Raw genomic sequence first — 16562 nt, forward strand, 5'->3', positions numbered from 1 at the left:
GTCCGCTCGGGCGCGCCGTTCCCTTTCGTCACCTTTTTCCGTCACGAAGTCCCGAAGTGGGTATCCCCATGTCTGAAACAGCCTCGAAGACCCTCGCCACACCGGCCAGAGAGCCGGACGCCGGCCGCTGGAAAGCGCTCGTCTTCATCGCCCTCGCCCAGCTGATGGTCGTCCTGGACGCCACCATCGTGAACATCGCCCTGCCCTCGGCCCAGCAGGACCTCGGCATCTCCGACGGCAACCGGCAGTGGGTCGTCACGGCCTACGCCCTCGCCTTCGGCGGTCTGCTCCTGTTCGGCGGCCGGATAGCCGACCTGTGGGGCCGCAAGAAGGCCTTCGTCGTCGGTCTGGGCGGCTTCGCCGCGGCCTCAGCGCTCGGCGGCGCGGCCACCAACGAGGCGATGATGTTCGGCGCCCGCGCCCTCCAGGGCGTCTTCGGTGCGCTGCTCGCGCCCGCCGCGCTCTCCCTGCTGGCTGTGATGTTCACCGACGCCAAGGAGCGTGCCAAGGCGTTCGGCATCTACGGCGCGATCGCCGGTGGCGGCGGCGCCGTCGGTCTGATCCTGGGCGGCTTCCTCACCGAGTACCTGGACTGGCGCTGGACGTTCTTCGTGAACATCCCGTTCGCCATCGTCGCCGCGGCCGGCGCGTACTTCGTCATCCGCGAGCCGGAGGGCGGCCGCAACCGCTCCCCGCTCGACATCCCGGGCGTGATCCTGTCCACCCTCGGCCTGGTCGCCCTCGTCTACGGCTTCACCCGCGCCGAGTCGAACGGCTGGAGCGACTCCGTCACCGTCGGCATGTTCGTCGCCTCGGCCGTGCTGCTGCTCTCCTTCGTGCTCGTCGAGTCGAAGGTCAAGGCCCCGCTGCTGCCGCTGCGCGTGGTCACCGAGCGCAACCGCGGCGGGATCTACCTCTCCCTCGGTCTCGCGATCATCGCGATGTTCGGCCTGTTCCTCTTCCTGACCTACTACCTGCAGATCGTGAAGGGCTACTCGCCGGTCAAGACCGGGTTCGCCTTCCTGCCGATGATCGCGGGCATGATCACCGGCTCCACCCAGATCGGCACCCGCCTGATGACCCGGGTCGCGCCGCGCCTGCTGATGGGCCCCGGCTTCCTGGTCGCCGCACTCGGCATGCTGCTGCTGACCCAGCTGGAGATCGGCTCCTCGTACGCCGCTCTGCTGCTGCCGGCGATGCTGCTGCTCGGTCTCGGCATGGGTACGGCGTTCATGCCGGCCATGTCGCTGGCCACCCAGGGCGTCGAGCCGCGGGACTCCGGTGTCGCCTCCGCGATGGTCAACACCTCGCAGCAGGTGGGCGGCGCGATCGGCACGGCCCTGCTGAACACCATCGCCGCCTCGGCGACGACGGCGTACGTCGCCGACCACATCGCCGGGGCGACCAGCCGGTCCCAGCAGCAGCTGGTCCAGCTGGAGGCCATGGTGCAGGGCTACACCAGCGCCATCTGGTTCGCCGTCGGCATCCTCGTGGTGGCCGCCGCGATCGCCCTGACCTTCGTCAACGCCGGCCGCCCGGGCACCGGCACCGTGACCGGCAGCGACTCCGGTCAGGACGCGGCGGACGAGGTGCAGATCCCGGTCGTCGCCCACTGACGGCCGCGAACCCCACCCCTTCGGGCCATCCGCAGGCGCGAGGAAGGGGACGCCTCGCACCTACGGAATCCAGGACCTGCCCCGGCCCCGCGCGGCTCAGCGGAGCCAGGGCAGGTCCGCACCCGCTTCGGCAGGCTGAAGTCCCTCGGCGACGATCCGCATGATCTCGCCGAGGGACTTCTGCTGTTCCGGCGAGAGCCGGTCGAAGACGGCCTGGCGTACGGCCTCGACATGCCCGGGCGCGGTCTTCCGCAGCACCTGGAGGCCCTCGTCCGTGAGGACGGCGAACTGGCCCCGCTTGTCGTCGGGGCAGTCCTCCCGGCGCACCCAGCCGTTCTTCTCCAGACGCGCGACGGCGTGCGAGAGACGGGAGCGGGTGATCTTCGCCAGCATCGCGAGCTCGGTCATCCGCAGCCTGCGCCGCGGCGCCTCGGCGAGCTTGACCAGAAGGCCGTAATAGACGTGCGGCATGCCCGCGTCGCGCTGCAGCTGACGGTCGAGATGGTCGTCGAGGAGGGTGGCGCCCTCCATGAACCAGCGCCAGACGCGCTGCTCCTCGTCGGTGAGCCAGCGCGGCTCCTGGGGTCGGGCGGTCGAGCCGGTTGTCGGTGCGGATGCGGGTGCCTTCATGTGTTCCACTCTACGTGGCCCCTCCTTGAACTTTAAACAAATGGCCCGTACAGTTTTGTCAGGGAACCACGTTTTGGAAGGAGCCGCAGCATGTCCGCCGTCACCCAGGAGCGCATGCCCGCTCTGTACCTCAGCCACGGCGCGCCGCCCCTGGCGGACGACCCCGTCTGGCCCGGTGAGCTGGCCGCCTGGTCCGCCGGACTGCCCCGGCCCAAGGCCGTCCTGATCGTCTCCGCCCACTGGGAGGAGGCCCCGCTCGCCCTCGGCGCGACGCAGGCCGTCCCGCTCGTCTACGACTTCTGGGGTTTCCCCGAGCACTACTACCGGGTGAAGTACGACGCCCCCGGCGCACCGGAGCTCGCGGAGTCCGTGCGCAAACTGCTGCGCGCCCCCGGCATCCCCGTCCAGGACGTCCCCGACCGCGGCCTCGATCACGGCGCGTACGTCCCGCTGGTCGAGATGTACCCGGAGGCCGACCTCCCGGTCCTGCAGGTGTCCATGCCGACGCTCGACCCGGTCCGACTCATGGAGATCGGCCGCAAGCTCGCCCCGCTGCGGGACGAGGGCGTGCTCATCGTCGGCTCGGGCTTCTTCACCCACAACCTGGCCGCCCTGCGGCAGGGCGGCATCCCCGCGTGGTCGGCGGAGTTCGACGACTGGGGCCGGCGGGCGCTGGAGGCGCGCGACGTGGACGCCCTGCTCGACTTCACCCGCAAGTCGCCCGCGGGGCAGCTGGCCCACCCGCGCACCGAGCACTTCGCCCCGCTGTTCGTGACCATGGGGGCGGCCGACGCGGCCGGTGAGCTGGACTCGCAGAAGTCCGTGATCGACGGGTTCTGGATGGGGCTGGCGAAGCGGTCGGTCCAGTTCGGCTGAGGCAGGCCCGGGCCGTGTGCCCGCGGGGGCGGTCCTACAGCGGCTTCTCGTACCAGGCCACGTCCCAGTACCGGCCGAATTTGCGGCCCACCTCCCGGTACGTTCCGACGTGCCGGAATCCGCAGCCCTCGTGCAGCCGGGCCGACGCCTCGTTCGGCAGCGCGATGCCCGCGTAGGCACGGTGCAGGTCCTCACCCGACAGGGCCGCGAAGAGGGCCGTGTAGAGGAGTGTGCCGATGCCACGCCGGCCGGCGCCCGGGGCGACGTACACGGTCGTCTCCACGGAGGTGGCATAGGCGGGCTTCATTCGGAAAGGGCTGGAAGTGGAGTAGCCCAGAACCTCCTGTGCAACCGGCTCCGTGGCAACCATCAGGCGGTGCGGCCCGTCTTCAGGGTGGGAGAGCAGCCAAGGGCGGCGCTCCTCCGGAGTGAAAACCGCGGTATCGAATGTGATCGCCGTCTCACGTACATAGTGGTTGTAGAGGTCCGTGAGGGCTTCGAGGTCGCTCTCGACTCCCGGCCTGACCTGCACCTCTGTACGCTCCGACAGCATCGCGCCTCCCTGCGTGGCCGGACAGGGTACTGCATGATCAGAAAAATCGGAGGCCGGGTTGGGAATTCTGTCCTGATTCCAGTCGTTGTTTCCATCGGATGCAGGGCACCCGAGGAGAGTCCGGAGAGTCCCGGAAGACGGAGCCCGGCGTCCGAAGGACCACCCGCTGACCTCACCATCGCAAGGGAGCTCGCATGGCAACCCGTGCCGTCGCCCGTCGTCAGTCCGCCACCGGCGAGACGGCCGACGCGGCAAGCAGTGTTCGCGCCCATGGCGGCGAGATCGCCGACCGCGACCTGGTCGGCATGTACCTCGACGAGATCGCGCGCACACCGCTGCTCGACGCCGCCAAGGAGGTCGAGCTGTCGCAGATCATCGAAGCGGGTGTGTTCGCACAGCAGATCCTCGACGGCCTGGAGGAGAACAAGGCCGGGGCTTCCCCCGAGGAGCTGCAGGCCCTGGTCGACGCGAGCGAGCGCGCCAAGGACGTCTTCATCCGCTCCAACCTGCGCCTCGTCGTCGCCGTCGCCCGCCGCTACCCCCGCAGCGGTCTGCCGCTGCTGGACCTGATCCAGGAGGGCAACGCCGGCCTGGTGCGCGCGGTCGAGAAGTTCGACTACCGCAAGGGCTTCAAGTTCTCCACGTACGCCACGTGGTGGATCCGCCAGGCCATCACCCGCTCGATAGCCGACCAGTCCCGTACGATCCGCCTGCCCGTCCACCTCGTGGAGGAGCTCGGCAGGATCCGCCGTGTGCAGCGCGAGTTCAACCGCGAGCACGGCCGGGACCCGGAGCCCGCGGAGATCGCGGCCGAGCTCGGCTCGACGCCGGAGCGCGTCACCGACGTCCTGGACTGGGCTCGTGACCCGGTCTCGCTGAACATGTCGGTGGACGACGAGGGCGAGACCCAGTTCGGCGACCTCCTGGAGGACACCTCGGCGGTGTCGCCCGAGCAGTCGGTGCTGACGCTGCTGCGCAGCGAGGAGCTGGACGACCTCATCGGCCGGCTCGACCAGCGCACGGCGTCGATCATCAAGATGCGCTACGGCATCGAGGACGGCCGGGAGCGCACGCTGACCGAGGTCGGCAAGGAGCACGGCCTGACCCGCGAGCGCATCCGGCAGATCGAGAAGCACGCGCTGCTCGAGCTGAAGAAGCTGGCGCGCAGCACCGGGTTCGACGCGGCGGCGTGACCCCCGAGGCGCCGGGCGGACAACCTGCCTTCGCCGGGCGCGTCAGACCGGTGGAAGACGGTGAGCGTCCGGGCGTACGACTCGTTCCCACGGCCAGTGGGTGACGGACCGTGTGCGCCCGGGGCGCACCGCGTACGCCGGGTGGCGAAAGACCGCGCAAACATGGCGTTGTAACGCCGCTTCAATCCGCGGACTCAGGGAACAAGACTTCTGGGTCCACCAGTTCGGACCCGGGGTCACGCCCCTGACCCCCGACAGCCACGTCCCGTCGCAATCCCCCCGGCGCCGGGACTTTCCCCGAGACCGGGCTTCGGCGTCCTTCCCCCCGGACGCCGGGGCCCGGCTCTCTGCTTCTGGAGGGCGGGCCACCCCGTACCTGAACCACGGGGTGGCCCGCCAGTGGCAGATTGTGTCACATGGGCATAGCCTGCCGGGCGTGAGCAGCACCACCCCGACCCCGCCTCCGTCCTCATTGACCGAGCGGCGGAAGGCCGAAACACGTATGGAGATCGCCCGGGTCGCAGCCGGTCTCTTCGTACGGCACGGCCTGCGCGCCACCCGCGCGGAGGACATCGCCCAGGCCGCCGGCATCGCCCCGCGCACCTTCTACCGGTACTTCGCCACCAAGGAAGAAGCCGTCGCCCCGCTCTACGCGACCGGCGCCCAGCGCTGGGTGGAGGCGGTGCGTGCCGCTCCCCCCGACGCCGGTGTGCTGCGGGCATTGGAGCAGGGGGTGCACCACACCCTCACCCCGGGCGTAGGCGTCTCGGCGTCCTCCTGGGAGTGGGTCCGCACACTCCTGCGCCTGGCCGAGGCGACCCCGTCCCTGGGCAGGGTGTGGGCGGAGGTGTGCCAGGCGTCCGAGCGGCTGCTCGGGGAGGTGCTGGCGGAACGGGTGACACGTGCGGGCACACCCGGGACCTCCGGTGTGACCGGGGTACCCGGGGGCGGCGGCGACAACGTTGCCGCGACGGGTGAGCCACCCGCGCTCACCCCCGAGCTGCGCTTCGCCGCCGCTGTGGCGAGCGCCGCCGTCCGTGCCGCGTTGGAGGCCTGGGCCGCGGGGGACGGGCCCGTCGAGGGTCCGGACGGTCCGGCGGAGCTCGCCCTGCGCAATCTCGCGGCCCTGCGGGACTTCCCGTGGGGACGGTGACGCGACGGTTCACACGCCGCCCGCGTCCGGCACCCCGGCCGCCCTGCTCAACCGTGCCCCCAACTCCCTGACAGCCGTCACGAGTTGTTCCGGCTCGTGCACCACGAAGTCGCACTCCAGCATCGCCAGCCGGAACGCCACCCACTGCACGGCGTCACCGACGGATCCCCGCAACCGGCAGCTGCGGTCGTCCAACGGCTCGGGCGTGCCCAGCCAGTCGGGCACCCGGGCGGCGACGAAGTCGGCCGGTGCGGCGAACGTGACCCCGAACTCGTAGAACTGCTGCCGCTGTTGCATGGAGCGCCGCAGGTACTCCGCCGCGTTCCCCGTCGGCAGTTCGCGCGGCACGAAGCGGGCTCCGGTGGCGAACGGCTCGCTGACCCGGTCGACGCGGAACGTGCGCCAGTCGTCTCGGTCGATGTCGTACGCCACCAGGTACCAGCGGCGGCCCGTCGACACCAGCCGGTAGGGCTCCGTCAGGCGTCGTGACTCGGTGCCGTCCGCGGCCCGGTAGGCGAACCGCAGCCGTTCGTGCCCGGCCACCGTCGAGGCCATGACGGTCAGCGTCTCGGGCGCGATGCTCGGCCCGTCCCCGCTGGTCAGAGGCGTCGTCGCGGCCTGGAGGGTGGTCACGCGGTGGCGCAGCCGGCCCGGCAGGACCTGCTCCAGCTTGGCCAGTGCCCGCACCGAGGCCTCGTCCAGGCCCTCCACCGCGTGCCCCGCCCCGGCGCGCAGCCCGACCGCGATGGCCACGGCCTCCTCGTCGTCGAGCACGAGCGGCGGCATGGCCTTGCCGGCGACCAGGCGGTAGCCGCCGTCGGCACCCTTGGTCGCCTGCACGGGATAGCCGAGCTCGCGCAGCCGGTCGATGTCCCGCCGGACCGTGCGGCGGGAGACCCCGAGCCGCTCGGAGAGCTCGCCGCCGGGCCATTCGCGGGGCGTCTGGAGAAGGGAGAGAAGCGTCAGCAGCCGAGCCGGGGTGTCCGTCGTCATACCGACGAGGATGCCGCAGCAATAGGACACTATCTGACCTAGTAGGGGTCTAACTTCGAAGCATGAACTCCACCGACACCACCCTCGGCACGGCGGGCGGCGGGACCGACCGCCGACGCTGGTTCGCCCTCGCGATCGTGATGACCGCGGCCTTCATGGACCTCGTCGACGTGACGATCGTCAACATCGCCATCCCCTCGATCCAGCGGGAGGCGGGCGCGTCGTTCAGCCAGATCCAGTGGATCACCGCCGGGTACGCCCTCGCCTTCGCCGCCGGGCTGATCACCGGCGGGCGGCTCGGCGACATCCACGGCCGTAAGCGGATCTTCCTCGTCGGCATCGGCGGGTTCACGGTCGCCTCCGCGCTGTGCGGTCTCGCGGTCAACCCGGAGATGCTGGTCGCCTCGCGGTTCCTGCAGGGCGGCATGGCGGCGCTGATGGTGCCGCAGGTGCTGTCGATCGTGCACGCGACGTTCCCGGCGCACGAACGGGGCAAGGTCTTCGGGCTGTTCGGCGCGGTCGTCGGCCTCGGGGCGGTGTCCGGTCCGCTGCTGGGCGCGCTGCTGACCGAGTGGAACCTGTTCGGCTGGGAGTGGCGGTCGATCTTCCTGATCAACCTGCCGGTGGGTGTCGCCGGCCTGATCCTCGGCAGCCGCTACATCAGCGAGTCCAAGGCGCCGCGTGCCCTGAAGCTGGACCTGGTGGGCGTCGCGCTGGTCACGCTGGGCCTGCTGATGCTGCTCTACCCGCTCATCCGGGGCCGCGAGCTGGACTGGCCGCTGTGGGGATACGTCTCGATGGCCGGGTCGCTCGTCGTCCTCGCGGCGCTGGTGGCGTACGAGAAGCGCAAGGCCGCACGGGACGGTTCCCCGCTGGTCGAGCTGTCGCTGTTCAAGGTCAAGAGCTTCGCGGCCGGGATCGCTGTGCAGACCGTCTTCGGGGTCGCGCTCGGCGTGTTCTTCCTGGTGTGGACGCTGTACATGCAGTTCGGGCTGGGCTGGAGCCCGCTGAAGGCCGGGCTGACCGGGGTGCCGTTCTCGATCGCCGTGTCCGTGGCGGCCGGGATGTCGGTGCAGAAGCTGGTGCCGCGGTTCGGGCGCAAGGTGCTCCAGGCGGGCGCGCTGGTGATGGCGGCCGGGGTGCTGCTCTACATCTGGGAGGCCGGGCACTACGGGCTGGACATAGCTCCGTGGCAGATGGCGCTCCCGCTCGTGGTGATGGGTGTGGGCATGGGCCTGATCGTCGCGCCGCTGACCGACGCGATCCTCTCGGAGGTGCCGCGCGAGCACGCCGGTTCGGCGTCGGGGCTGATCAACACCGTGCAGCAGATGGGCAACGCGCTGGGCCTCGGCCTGGTGTCGGTGGTGTTCTTCGGCACGATCTCCGACCACCTGCGGCCGGAGCAGATCGGTCCGGCCTTCGCGGACGCCTTCCAGAACGCGCTCGGCTGGGTCGCCGCGGTGATGGGCGCCATCTTCCTGCTGATGTTCGCGCTGCCGAAGCGGCCCGCGCAGCATGTGGAGGGCGAGCAGGCGCCGGCGGGGGAGAAGGAAGCGCTGCTGGTCTGACCGCAGGAAACGGGCCCGGCACCTCGGTGCCGGGCCCGTTCGCGTTCCGCTCCCGATGTCCGCTCGCCATGTCCGCTTACGTTCCGCTCCCGATGTCCGCTCGCGGCTCTGCTTCTGATTTCTGCTCATGCCCGATTGGGTCCGAACCTGTTTACTTTGCGGAAATCTCGGCGTAGCCTCCCGCTGAAACCACACGTTCGGGCATGAGGCGGAGGCGAACGGACATGTACGCACCGGAGCGGCAGCAGGAGATCCTCCGGCTCGCCCGTGACGGCGGCCGAGTGGATGTCGTGTCGCTGGCCGAGGAGTTCCAGGTGACGGCGGAGACGATCCGCCGGGATCTGAAGGCCCTCGACCGCGCCGGACTGGTCCGCCGGGTGCACGGCGGTGCCATCCCGGCCGGGCGCCTCGACTTCGAGCCGGACCTCGCCGAGCGCGAGACGACCGCCGCCGACGAGAAGGACGGCATCGCCAAGGCGGCCCTCGCGGAACTGCCCGGCGAGGGCACGGTGATCCTCGACGCCGGGACGACGGTGGCCCGGATGGCCGCCGCCCTCCCCCTGGAGGCCTCCCTCACCGTCGTCACGCACAGCCTCCCCATCGCGGCCCGCCTCGCCGACCACCCCGGCATCCAACTCCACCTCGTCGGGGGGCGCGTACGGCACCGCACGCGTGCCGCCGTGGACGCCTGGGCGCTCAGGGCGTACGGCGAGATCCGCGCCGACGTGCTGTTCGTGGCCGCCAACGGCTTCTCCGCCGAACACGGCCTGACCACGCCCGACCTCGCCGAGGCCGCCGTGAAACGCGCGGCCGTGGCCGCCGCCCGCCGGGTGGTGCTGCTCGCCGACTCCTCCAAGCACGGCCAGGAGCACTTCGCCCGCTTCGGCGACCTGAGCGATGTGGACCTGCTGATCACCGACAGCGGACTGAGCCCCGAAGACGCCGTCGCGATCGAGCGCGGCGGCACGGAAGTAGTGCGCGCATGATCCTCACCGTCACCCCCAACCCGTCTCTGGACCGCACCTACGAGGTGCCGTCCCTCGACCGCGGCGAGGTCATCCGCGCCACCGGCGAGCGGATGGACCCGGGCGGCAAGGGCGTGAACGTCTCGCGCGCCGTCGCCGCGGCCGGTCAGCGCACGGTGGCGGTCCTGCCGCTGGGCGGCGCCCCGGGCGCCCTCGTCGCCGACCTGCTCGACCAGCAGGGCATCGAGGTCGCGCCCGTCCCCGTCGCCGGGGCCACCCGCTCCAACATCGCCCTCGCCGAGTCCGACGGCGTCCTGACGAAGATCAACGCGCCCGGCCCCGAACTCTCCGACGCCGAGCGGGAACTGCTCCTGGAGACCGTACGGCGGCAGTCCCGCGACGCATCCTGGATCGCCTGCTGCGGCAGCCTCCCGCGCGGACTCGCCCCCTCCTGGTACGCCGACCTCGTCGCCCGCGCGCACGCCGCCGGGGCACGGATCGCCCTGGACACCTCCGGGCCCGCGCTGCTCGCGGCCCTGCGCGAGCGGCCCGACGTGGTCAAGCCGAACGCCGAAGAACTCTCCGAAGCCGTCGGCCGTCCCCTCGCCACCGTCGGCGACGCCGTCAAGGCCGCCGAGGAACTGCGCGAGATGGGTGCCCGGGCCGTCCTCGCCAGCCTCGGCGCCGACGGGCAGCTGCTCGTCTCCGAGGAGGGCGCCTGGTTCGGCAGCGCCCGCGTGGCCGCCGTCCGCAGCAACGTCGGCGCCGGCGACTCCTCCCTCGCCGGATTCCTGATCGCCGGCGGCAACGGCCCCGAGGCCCTCGCCTCCGCGGTCGCCCACGGCGCGGCGGCCGTCCAGCTGCCCGGCAGCGTGATGCCGACGCCGCGCGACCTGGACCCGGCGGCCGTGACGGTCACGGCCGAGGTCCCGGCGAACCGCGTGCTGAAGGAGCCGGTGTCATGACGTACGAGGAGCAGGTGTCATGACGTACGAGGAGCCCGTGTCATGACGTACGACGAGCAGCGCGGACCGACGCGCGAGCGGCGGGCCTCCCCGTTACCCCCCGCCTCCACCCCCGCCACCCCCCACCGCACCCCCGTCCCCCTCCCCGCCCACCCCTCCCACCGGGCGATACGCGTGCTAAGGAGCCCGCGATGAGCGACATGATCACGGCGGACCTGGTCGACCTCGGCCTGTCCGCCGACACCAAGGAAGCGGCGGCGCGTGCCCTCGCCGAGCGCATGGTGGCCCTGGGCCGGGTGACCGACCTGGACGGCTTCCTCGCCGACGTGGCGGCCCGCGAGGCCCAGATGCCGACCGGCCTCGACGGCGGCATCGGCATCCCGCACTGCCGCAGCGAGCACGTCACCGAGCCGACGCTCGCCTTCGGCCGCAGCGCCGAGGGCATCGACTTCGGCGCCGCGGACGGCCCCGCCGACCTGATCTTCCTGATCGCCGCGCCCGCCGGCGCGGACGACGCCCATCTGACGATCCTGTCGTCGCTGGCCCGGCAGCTGATGAACAGTGAGTTCACCGACGCCCTGCGCGCGGTGAGCGACGCGCCGGCCGCGGCGGCGCTGATCCGCGGCGACGAGCCGGACGCACCCGCACCCGCGGGTTCCGAAGACCCCGTGGCGTCGGCGGGAGCGGCCTCTCCCGCCGCCGCCACGGACACAGCCGAAGCCGGCGGCGCAGCTGAAGCCGGGGGCGAGGAGCGGCCGTTCCGTATCGTCGCCGTCACCTCCTGCCCCACCGGCATCGCCCACACCTACATGGCGGCCGAGTCGCTCGAGAACGCCGGCCGGGAGGCGGGCGTCGAACTCACCGTGGAACCCCAGGGCTCGGCCGGTTTCACCCGGCTCGACCCGCAGGTCATCGCGGCGGCCGACGCCGTGATCTTCGCCCACGACGTGCCCGTACGGGAGAAGGAGCGGTTCGCCGGCAAGCCCACCGTCGACGTCGGGGTGAAGGCGGGCATCAACCGCGCCGCCGAACTCATCGCCGAGGTCCGCGAGAAGGCCGCACGCGGCGAGGTCACCTCCGGTTCCGCCCCGGCCTCCCCGGTGGACCGCGCGGGCGACTCGAGCGAGGGCTACGGCACCAAGCTGCGCAAGTGGCTGATGTCCGGCGTCAGTTACATGGTGCCGTTCGTCGCGGCGGGCGGTCTGCTCATCGCCCTCGGGTTCGCGATCGGCGGTTACAAGATCAACAAGGCCCCGTCGGTGATGGACCACTTCCTGTGGACGCAGGCCGACAGCTGGGCGGCCCTGCTCTTCCAGATCGGCGGCGTCGCCTTCGGCTTCCTCGTCCCGGTCCTGGCCGGCTACATCGCCTACGGCATGGCCGACCGGCCCGGCATCGTCCCCGGGTTCGTCGGCGGCATGATCGCGTTCAACATCAACGCCGGGTTCCTCGGCGGTCTGGCGGCCGGTCTGATCGCCGGTGGCGTCGTGATGGCGATCCAGAAGGTGAACGTCCCGGCGGCACTGCGCGGCATCATGCCCGTGGTGGTGATCCCGCTGATCTCCTCGGCGATCGTCGGGTTCCTGATGTTCGTCGTCATCGGCAAGCCCATCGCCGAGGCCCAGAAGGGCATGACCGACTGGCTGAACGGACTGTCCGGCAGCAACGCGATCCTGCTCGGCACCCTCCTCGGCCTGATGATGTGCTTCGACCTCGGCGGCCCGGTCAACAAGGTCGCCTACACCTTCGCCACGGCCGGTATCGCGGTGGCCAGCCCCAGCGACTCGGCGATGAAGATCATGGCCGCGGTGATGGCGGCCGGTATGGTCCCGCCGCTGGCCATGGCCCTGGCCACGACGGTGCGCGGCAAGCTCTTCACCCAGACCGAGCGCGAGAACGGCAAGGCGGCCTGGGTGCTCGGCGCCTCCTTCATCTCCGAGGGCGCGATCCCCTTCGCGGCGGCCGACCCGCTGCGCGTCATCCCGGCCTCCATGGCGGGCGGCGCGGTCACCGGCGCCCTGTCGATGGCCTTCGGTGCGACCCTGCGTGCCCCGCACGGCGGCATCTTCGTGGTCCCGCTGATCGGCAACCCGTTCCTCTACCTGGTCGCCATCGCCGCGGGTGTCTGTGTCACGACGGCCCTGGTCGTCGTCCTGAAGGGCATGCGCAAGCCGGCCCCGGGCGCGGCACCGGCCCCCGGCGAGGGCGGCGCGGTCCAGGCGACGGAGACGAAGCAGCCCGTCGCGGCGTGACACTGGTGCGAGTTCGCCCCATTCGAGGCGTGTGAACCGTTCATGCCACCTGCGAGATAGATCACGAAAGTCACGGCCCGGGACCGAAGTCCCGGGCCGTGGTGTCTACTGGGGCGCATGCCCGAGCACGTCTCCCGATGGCCCGAAGGCCACCCGCTCCCCGCCCTCCCGCAACAGCGGCAGAAGGGCCCCCGGTCGGAGTCCGTGGAGCTGACCACCGAGGAGAGAGCCGCCTTCGCCGAGCTGGTGCGTCAACTCGGAGACAGAGGCCTCTGAGGAGCCTCGGTTCCGCCTCAGGACAGCTGCGCCGCCCGCCGCTCCATCGCCTCGCGCGCCGCGTCCTCGCTGGCGTAGACCTCACACATGTGCCGTCCGTCAGGCGTCGCCGTGTGCTCGACCTCCCAGAGGGAGACCTCGTCGCCGTCGCGCAGCAGGAACGCGTGCTCGTAGAGCGAGAAACCCAGCCCCGCCCGGCCCGCGCGGCACGGCCGGCCGAAGGCCTGGGTGATCTGGTGCCCGGACGCCGTGGCCAGCAGGGCCGCCGTGTCCACGCCCGGCCGGTCCACGTTCTCCGCCCGGCGCAGTAACCTGCGCGCGTGGTCCGCCGAGTTCTCCGCGGCGTACGCGTGCCGGGGGGCGGGGACCGGTGACAGCTGCACCGTCACCGGCAGTTCGAAGTCCGGGGCGTCCGGCGGCAGCGGCAGCCGCGTGGTGGCGGCGCGCAGCTCCTCCTCGTCGACGTACACCTCGTGCTGCGGTTCGCCGCCCGGCGCGGTGTTGTGGACGAGCTCCCACAGGGTGAGCGCCGAACCGTCGGCGAGCAGCCACGTGTGCCGGTACGTCTCCCGGTGCAGGCCCGTGCTGTGGTGCGCGGAATGCAGCGAACCGTCGTGCGCCAGCGCGCAGTCCAGGCGCCTTATCGCCTCGTCCGGTAGCTCGAAGGAGTTCAGGGCGCGGCCGAGGAGCCGCGCGAGGTGCTCCTCCGGAGTCTCGGGCGAGTCGTGGGGTTCGTACGCTGCCGTCTCGTACGGAACGCTCAAGGTTTCTCCCGGCGTTGCTGCATGTCACCTTGTGGGTGCATACCGTAGCCCCTCGGTCGGACATCATGTCCGGGAACCGAGAAAACGTACGTCCGGGAAAACGCGCGGGCCGCGCGAAAAGTTCCCGCGCGGCCCGTTCGGTCCGTCAAAATCCCCAGTTGGGACGGTTCTTCAGGTGGTTCGCCAAGAGGTCAGGAAGCGCTGTCCGCGGTCCACTGGCTCCACGCCATGTTCCAGCCGTTGAGCCCGTTGTCCGGCGCCACCGTCTTGTCGGGGGAGTTCTTCACGATCACCACGTCCCCGATGAGGGAGTTGTCGTAGAACCACTTGGCGGGCGTGCTGCCCCCCGCGCCCTGGACGTCGGCGAGACCCACGCAGCCGTGGCTGGTGCCCTGGCGGCCGAAGGGCGGGTTGCCCTTGTTGTACCAGTAGTTGCCGTGGATGAACGTGCCCGACGTCGTCAGACGCATCGCGTGCGGCACGTCCGGGATGTCGTACTCGCCACCCAGCCCGACCGTCCGGCTGTTCATCCGGGTCTGGACGAACTTCTCGGAGATCACCATCTGCCCGTTGTAGGTGGTGTGCTCCGGGCTGCCCGCCGAGATCGGGATCGTCTTGATGGTCTTGCCGTCCCGGACGACCGTCATGGTCTGGGTGTTGGCGTCGACCGTGGAGACCTGCGAACGGCCCACCGTGAAGGTGACCGTCTTCTTCTGCACGCCGTAGACGCCGTTCGCGCCCTCGACCCCGTCCAGGTCGATCTTCATCGTGACCTTGGAGCCGGCCTTCCAGTACTCCTCCGGCCGGAAGTCGAGCCGCTGCCCGTTGAACCAGTGCCCGACGACCTGCTGCCCGCTGCTGGACGTCACCGTGATGTGCGACTGCACGGCCTTGCGGTCGGTGATGGCCTTGTCGAAGGTGAACGACACCGGCATGCCCACGCCGACCGTCGTGCCGTTGTCCGGCGTGTACGTGCCGATGAAGCTGTTCGACGACGTCACCGTCGTGAAGATCGAGTTGGCCGCGGCCGTCCGGCCGTCCGCGTCCTTGGCGGTCGCGGATATCTGGTACTTGGTCCCGCGCTCCAGCTGCTCCTTCGGCTTCCAGACCTTGCCGTCACCGGAAATCGAGCCTTCGACGGCCTGGCCGCTGCCCGCCACCGTCATCTTCACGTCGGTCAGCTTCCCGTCGCTGACCTTCACGCCGGTCGCGTTGATGGACGCGCCCGTCGAACCGTCCTTCGCCGAGATGGCGATCTTCGCTACCGACGTCTTGGTGCCGCCCTTGCCGCCCTTCTCGTCGTCCTTGGCGTTGGCACTGCCACCGCAGGCGGTGAGGGTCAGGGCGCCGACCACCAGGACGGCACAGGCCCCCAGAGTGCGCCGCGCTGAAATGTTCGGCGTTGTCACGGGCTGCTCCCAGTTCATGTGATGTTGCGTGATCCGCTCCAGTACGTGGGAGTAGAGGGGCCCGGGGGCCGGTCGGGTTCCGTCCGTTCCCCATGAAGGCCGTCACGTGACAGAACCGCGACAAATCCCGGGTCCGCTGTGCATCCGCTGTGCGCGGCGCGCCTGTTCAACGGCCCGCGTACAGCTCCCCGTACGACGGCCACGCCCCGCCCGGACCGTCCACCGGCTCCGCGGCCCGCACGGCCCGGACGATCGCGCGCGTCACCATGTCGGCGCCCGCCGCCAGGATCTCGTTCAGGGCGAGCGGGTCCGCGGCGTCCAGGGTGCGGTCGCCGGTCGCCAGCGTGAACACCGTGTCCCCGTCGTTGAGGAGGTGCACCGGACGCACCGCGCGGGCGATGCCGTCGTGCGCCGTGCCGGCCAGCTTCTGCGCCTGCGCCTTGGACAGATCCGCGTCCGTGGCGACCACGGCGAGCGTGGTGTTGAGCGGCGGCGGCGTGCTCCTGGCGGCCGTCTCGGCGAGACGCCGCTGCGCGGCCGCGTGGACCTCCGCCTCCGGGTACTCCACCCGTCGTCCCTCGAACAACTCCCCGTACAGCACCCCCGTTTCCGGATCCACCGTCGACCCCGCCGCGTTGGCCACCACCAGCGCGGCCACGGTGATCCCCGAGCCGAGCACCGTGCTCGCGCTGCCAACACCGCCCTTCACCACCCCGACCACGGCTCCCGTGCCCGCGCCCACGCACCCCTGGGGCACCTGGGCGCCGAGCTCGCTCGCCGCGGCCGCCTCGACCGCGGCCCGGCCGGTCGCCGCGTCCGGCCGGGCCCGGAAGTCACCACCCCGACCCAGGTCGAAAACACACGCCGCGGGCACCACCGGCACCACATGCGCCGGATCCGCCCCGACCCGGATCCCACGCCCCCGCTCCTCCAGCCAGGCCATCACCCCCGCCGCAGCGTCGAGCCCGTAGGCACTGCCGCCGGTCAGCACGACCGCCTCGACCTTGCGCACCACATTGCGCGGGTCGAGCGCGTCCGTCTCCTTGGTGCCGGGCCCGCCGCCCCGCACCTCCACGGCGGCCACGGCCCCGCCCTCCGGGGCGAGCACGACCGTGGTGCCGGTGAGCCAACCGTCGCCGGTGCGTGTCGCGTGCCCCACCCGCAGGCCGGAGACATCCGTCAGTGCGTCAACTGTCATGAGGCACAGTCTCGTCCAGCCGTCGGCCCCGGTGAACGCACCGAGCCGGTGCGTGCCGTGTCAGCCCGTCCGGGGCCGGCGCCTGTCCTCCGTGGACCGTCAGCCCGTCGCCCGTAGACCGTCAACCCGTCGACCTGAGCCCGTAGACCGT

At 71.2% G+C, this 16562-nt stretch carries 15 protein-coding genes; 9 read left to right on the forward strand and 6 right to left on the reverse strand.

Translation table 11 applies throughout. The annotated features are described in order from the left end of the window. Positions 1 to 68: 68 nt before the first annotated feature. Entirely contained in the window at positions 69 to 1616 is a 1548-nt protein-coding gene (locus ABT116_RS11870; protein WP_351631242.1) for an MFS transporter, read from the forward strand. 96 nt (positions 1617 to 1712) lie between these two features. Here the strand turns inward: ABT116_RS11870 and ABT116_RS11875 are convergent, their stop codons facing one another. Further along, positions 1713 to 2246, reverse strand: coding sequence for a MarR family winged helix-turn-helix transcriptional regulator (locus ABT116_RS11875; RefSeq protein WP_351631245.1), 534 nt, complete (start codon positions 2244 to 2246; stop codon positions 1713 to 1715). A 90-nt stretch (positions 2247 to 2336) separates the two neighbouring features. Here ABT116_RS11875 and ABT116_RS11880 point away from each other — a divergent pair, with 90 nt between their 5' ends. After that, positions 2337 to 3122, forward strand: a complete 786-nt coding sequence (locus ABT116_RS11880) for a dioxygenase family protein (RefSeq protein WP_351631248.1) — start codon at positions 2337 to 2339, stop codon at positions 3120 to 3122. A gap of 34 nt (positions 3123 to 3156) precedes the next feature. Here the strand turns inward: ABT116_RS11880 and ABT116_RS11885 are convergent, their stop codons facing one another. Beyond that, positions 3157 to 3675: a GNAT family N-acetyltransferase gene (locus ABT116_RS11885; RefSeq protein ID WP_351631251.1), complete on the reverse strand. Its 519-nt coding sequence runs from the start codon at positions 3673 to 3675 to the stop codon at positions 3157 to 3159. Between the two features lie 194 nt (positions 3676 to 3869). Here ABT116_RS11885 and ABT116_RS11890 point away from each other — a divergent pair, with 194 nt between their 5' ends. Both ABT116_RS11890 and ABT116_RS11895 read left to right on the forward strand, forming a co-directional pair. Beyond that, the gene (locus tag ABT116_RS11890) at positions 3870 to 4868 is read left to right on the forward strand and encodes a sigma-70 family RNA polymerase sigma factor (protein WP_031107295.1); all 999 of its coding nucleotides are present in this window, start codon (positions 3870 to 3872) and stop codon (positions 4866 to 4868) included. A 436-nt stretch (positions 4869 to 5304) separates the two neighbouring features. Further along, positions 5305 to 6021: a TetR/AcrR family transcriptional regulator gene (locus ABT116_RS11895; protein WP_351631254.1), complete on the forward strand. Its 717-nt coding sequence runs from the start codon at positions 5305 to 5307 to the stop codon at positions 6019 to 6021. A 9-nt stretch (positions 6022 to 6030) separates the two neighbouring features. Here ABT116_RS11895 and ABT116_RS11900 read toward each other — a convergent pair whose 3' ends face one another. Beyond that, positions 6031 to 7014, reverse strand: coding sequence for a helix-turn-helix transcriptional regulator (locus tag ABT116_RS11900; protein WP_351631257.1), 984 nt, complete (start codon positions 7012 to 7014; stop codon positions 6031 to 6033). Between the two features lie 62 nt (positions 7015 to 7076). Here ABT116_RS11900 and ABT116_RS11905 point away from each other — a divergent pair, with 62 nt between their 5' ends. From ABT116_RS11905 to ABT116_RS11925, 5 genes are all read left to right on the forward strand, one after another. Then, positions 7077 to 8582 (forward strand): MFS transporter, encoded by a 1506-nt coding sequence (locus ABT116_RS11905; RefSeq protein WP_351631259.1) that lies wholly within the window; start codon positions 7077 to 7079, stop codon positions 8580 to 8582. Positions 8583 to 8806: 224 nt separating this feature from the next. Beyond that, entirely contained in the window at positions 8807 to 9568 is a 762-nt protein-coding gene (locus ABT116_RS11910; protein WP_351631262.1) for a DeoR/GlpR family DNA-binding transcription regulator, read from the forward strand. Further along, positions 9565 to 10512, forward strand: a complete 948-nt coding sequence (pfkB, locus tag ABT116_RS11915) for a 1-phosphofructokinase (protein WP_351631265.1) — start codon at positions 9565 to 9567, stop codon at positions 10510 to 10512. Before ABT116_RS11910 ends, pfkB begins: the two co-directional genes overlap by 4 nt. A 191-nt stretch (positions 10513 to 10703) precedes the next feature. Continuing rightward, complete coding sequence (locus tag ABT116_RS11920) at positions 10704 to 12764, forward strand: PTS fructose transporter subunit IIABC (RefSeq protein ID WP_351631268.1); 2061 nt, start codon at positions 10704 to 10706, stop codon at positions 12762 to 12764. Positions 12765 to 12881: 117 nt separating this feature from the next. Next, positions 12882 to 13040, forward strand: a complete 159-nt coding sequence (locus tag ABT116_RS11925; RefSeq protein WP_351631270.1) for a hypothetical protein — start codon at positions 12882 to 12884, stop codon at positions 13038 to 13040. A gap of 17 nt (positions 13041 to 13057) precedes the next feature. Here the strand turns inward: ABT116_RS11925 and ABT116_RS11930 are convergent, their stop codons facing one another. The 3 genes from ABT116_RS11930 to ABT116_RS11940 form a co-directional block, all read right to left on the reverse strand. After that, positions 13058 to 13804 (reverse strand): DUF6227 family protein, encoded by a 747-nt coding sequence (locus ABT116_RS11930; RefSeq protein WP_351631273.1) that lies wholly within the window; start codon positions 13802 to 13804, stop codon positions 13058 to 13060. A 191-nt stretch (positions 13805 to 13995) separates the two neighbouring features. Beyond that, positions 13996 to 15213, reverse strand: coding sequence for a L,D-transpeptidase (locus tag ABT116_RS11935; RefSeq protein WP_351631276.1), 1218 nt, complete (start codon positions 15211 to 15213; stop codon positions 13996 to 13998). A 166-nt stretch (positions 15214 to 15379) separates the two neighbouring features. Further along, the gene (locus ABT116_RS11940; protein WP_351631278.1) at positions 15380 to 16411 is read right to left on the reverse strand and encodes a P1 family peptidase; all 1032 of its coding nucleotides are present in this window, start codon (positions 16409 to 16411) and stop codon (positions 15380 to 15382) included. Positions 16412 to 16562: the final 151 nt, after the last annotated feature.

The organism is Streptomyces sp. NPDC002130, from assembly GCF_040296465.1.
GTDB lineage: Bacteria > Actinomycetota > Actinomycetes > Streptomycetales > Streptomycetaceae > Streptomyces.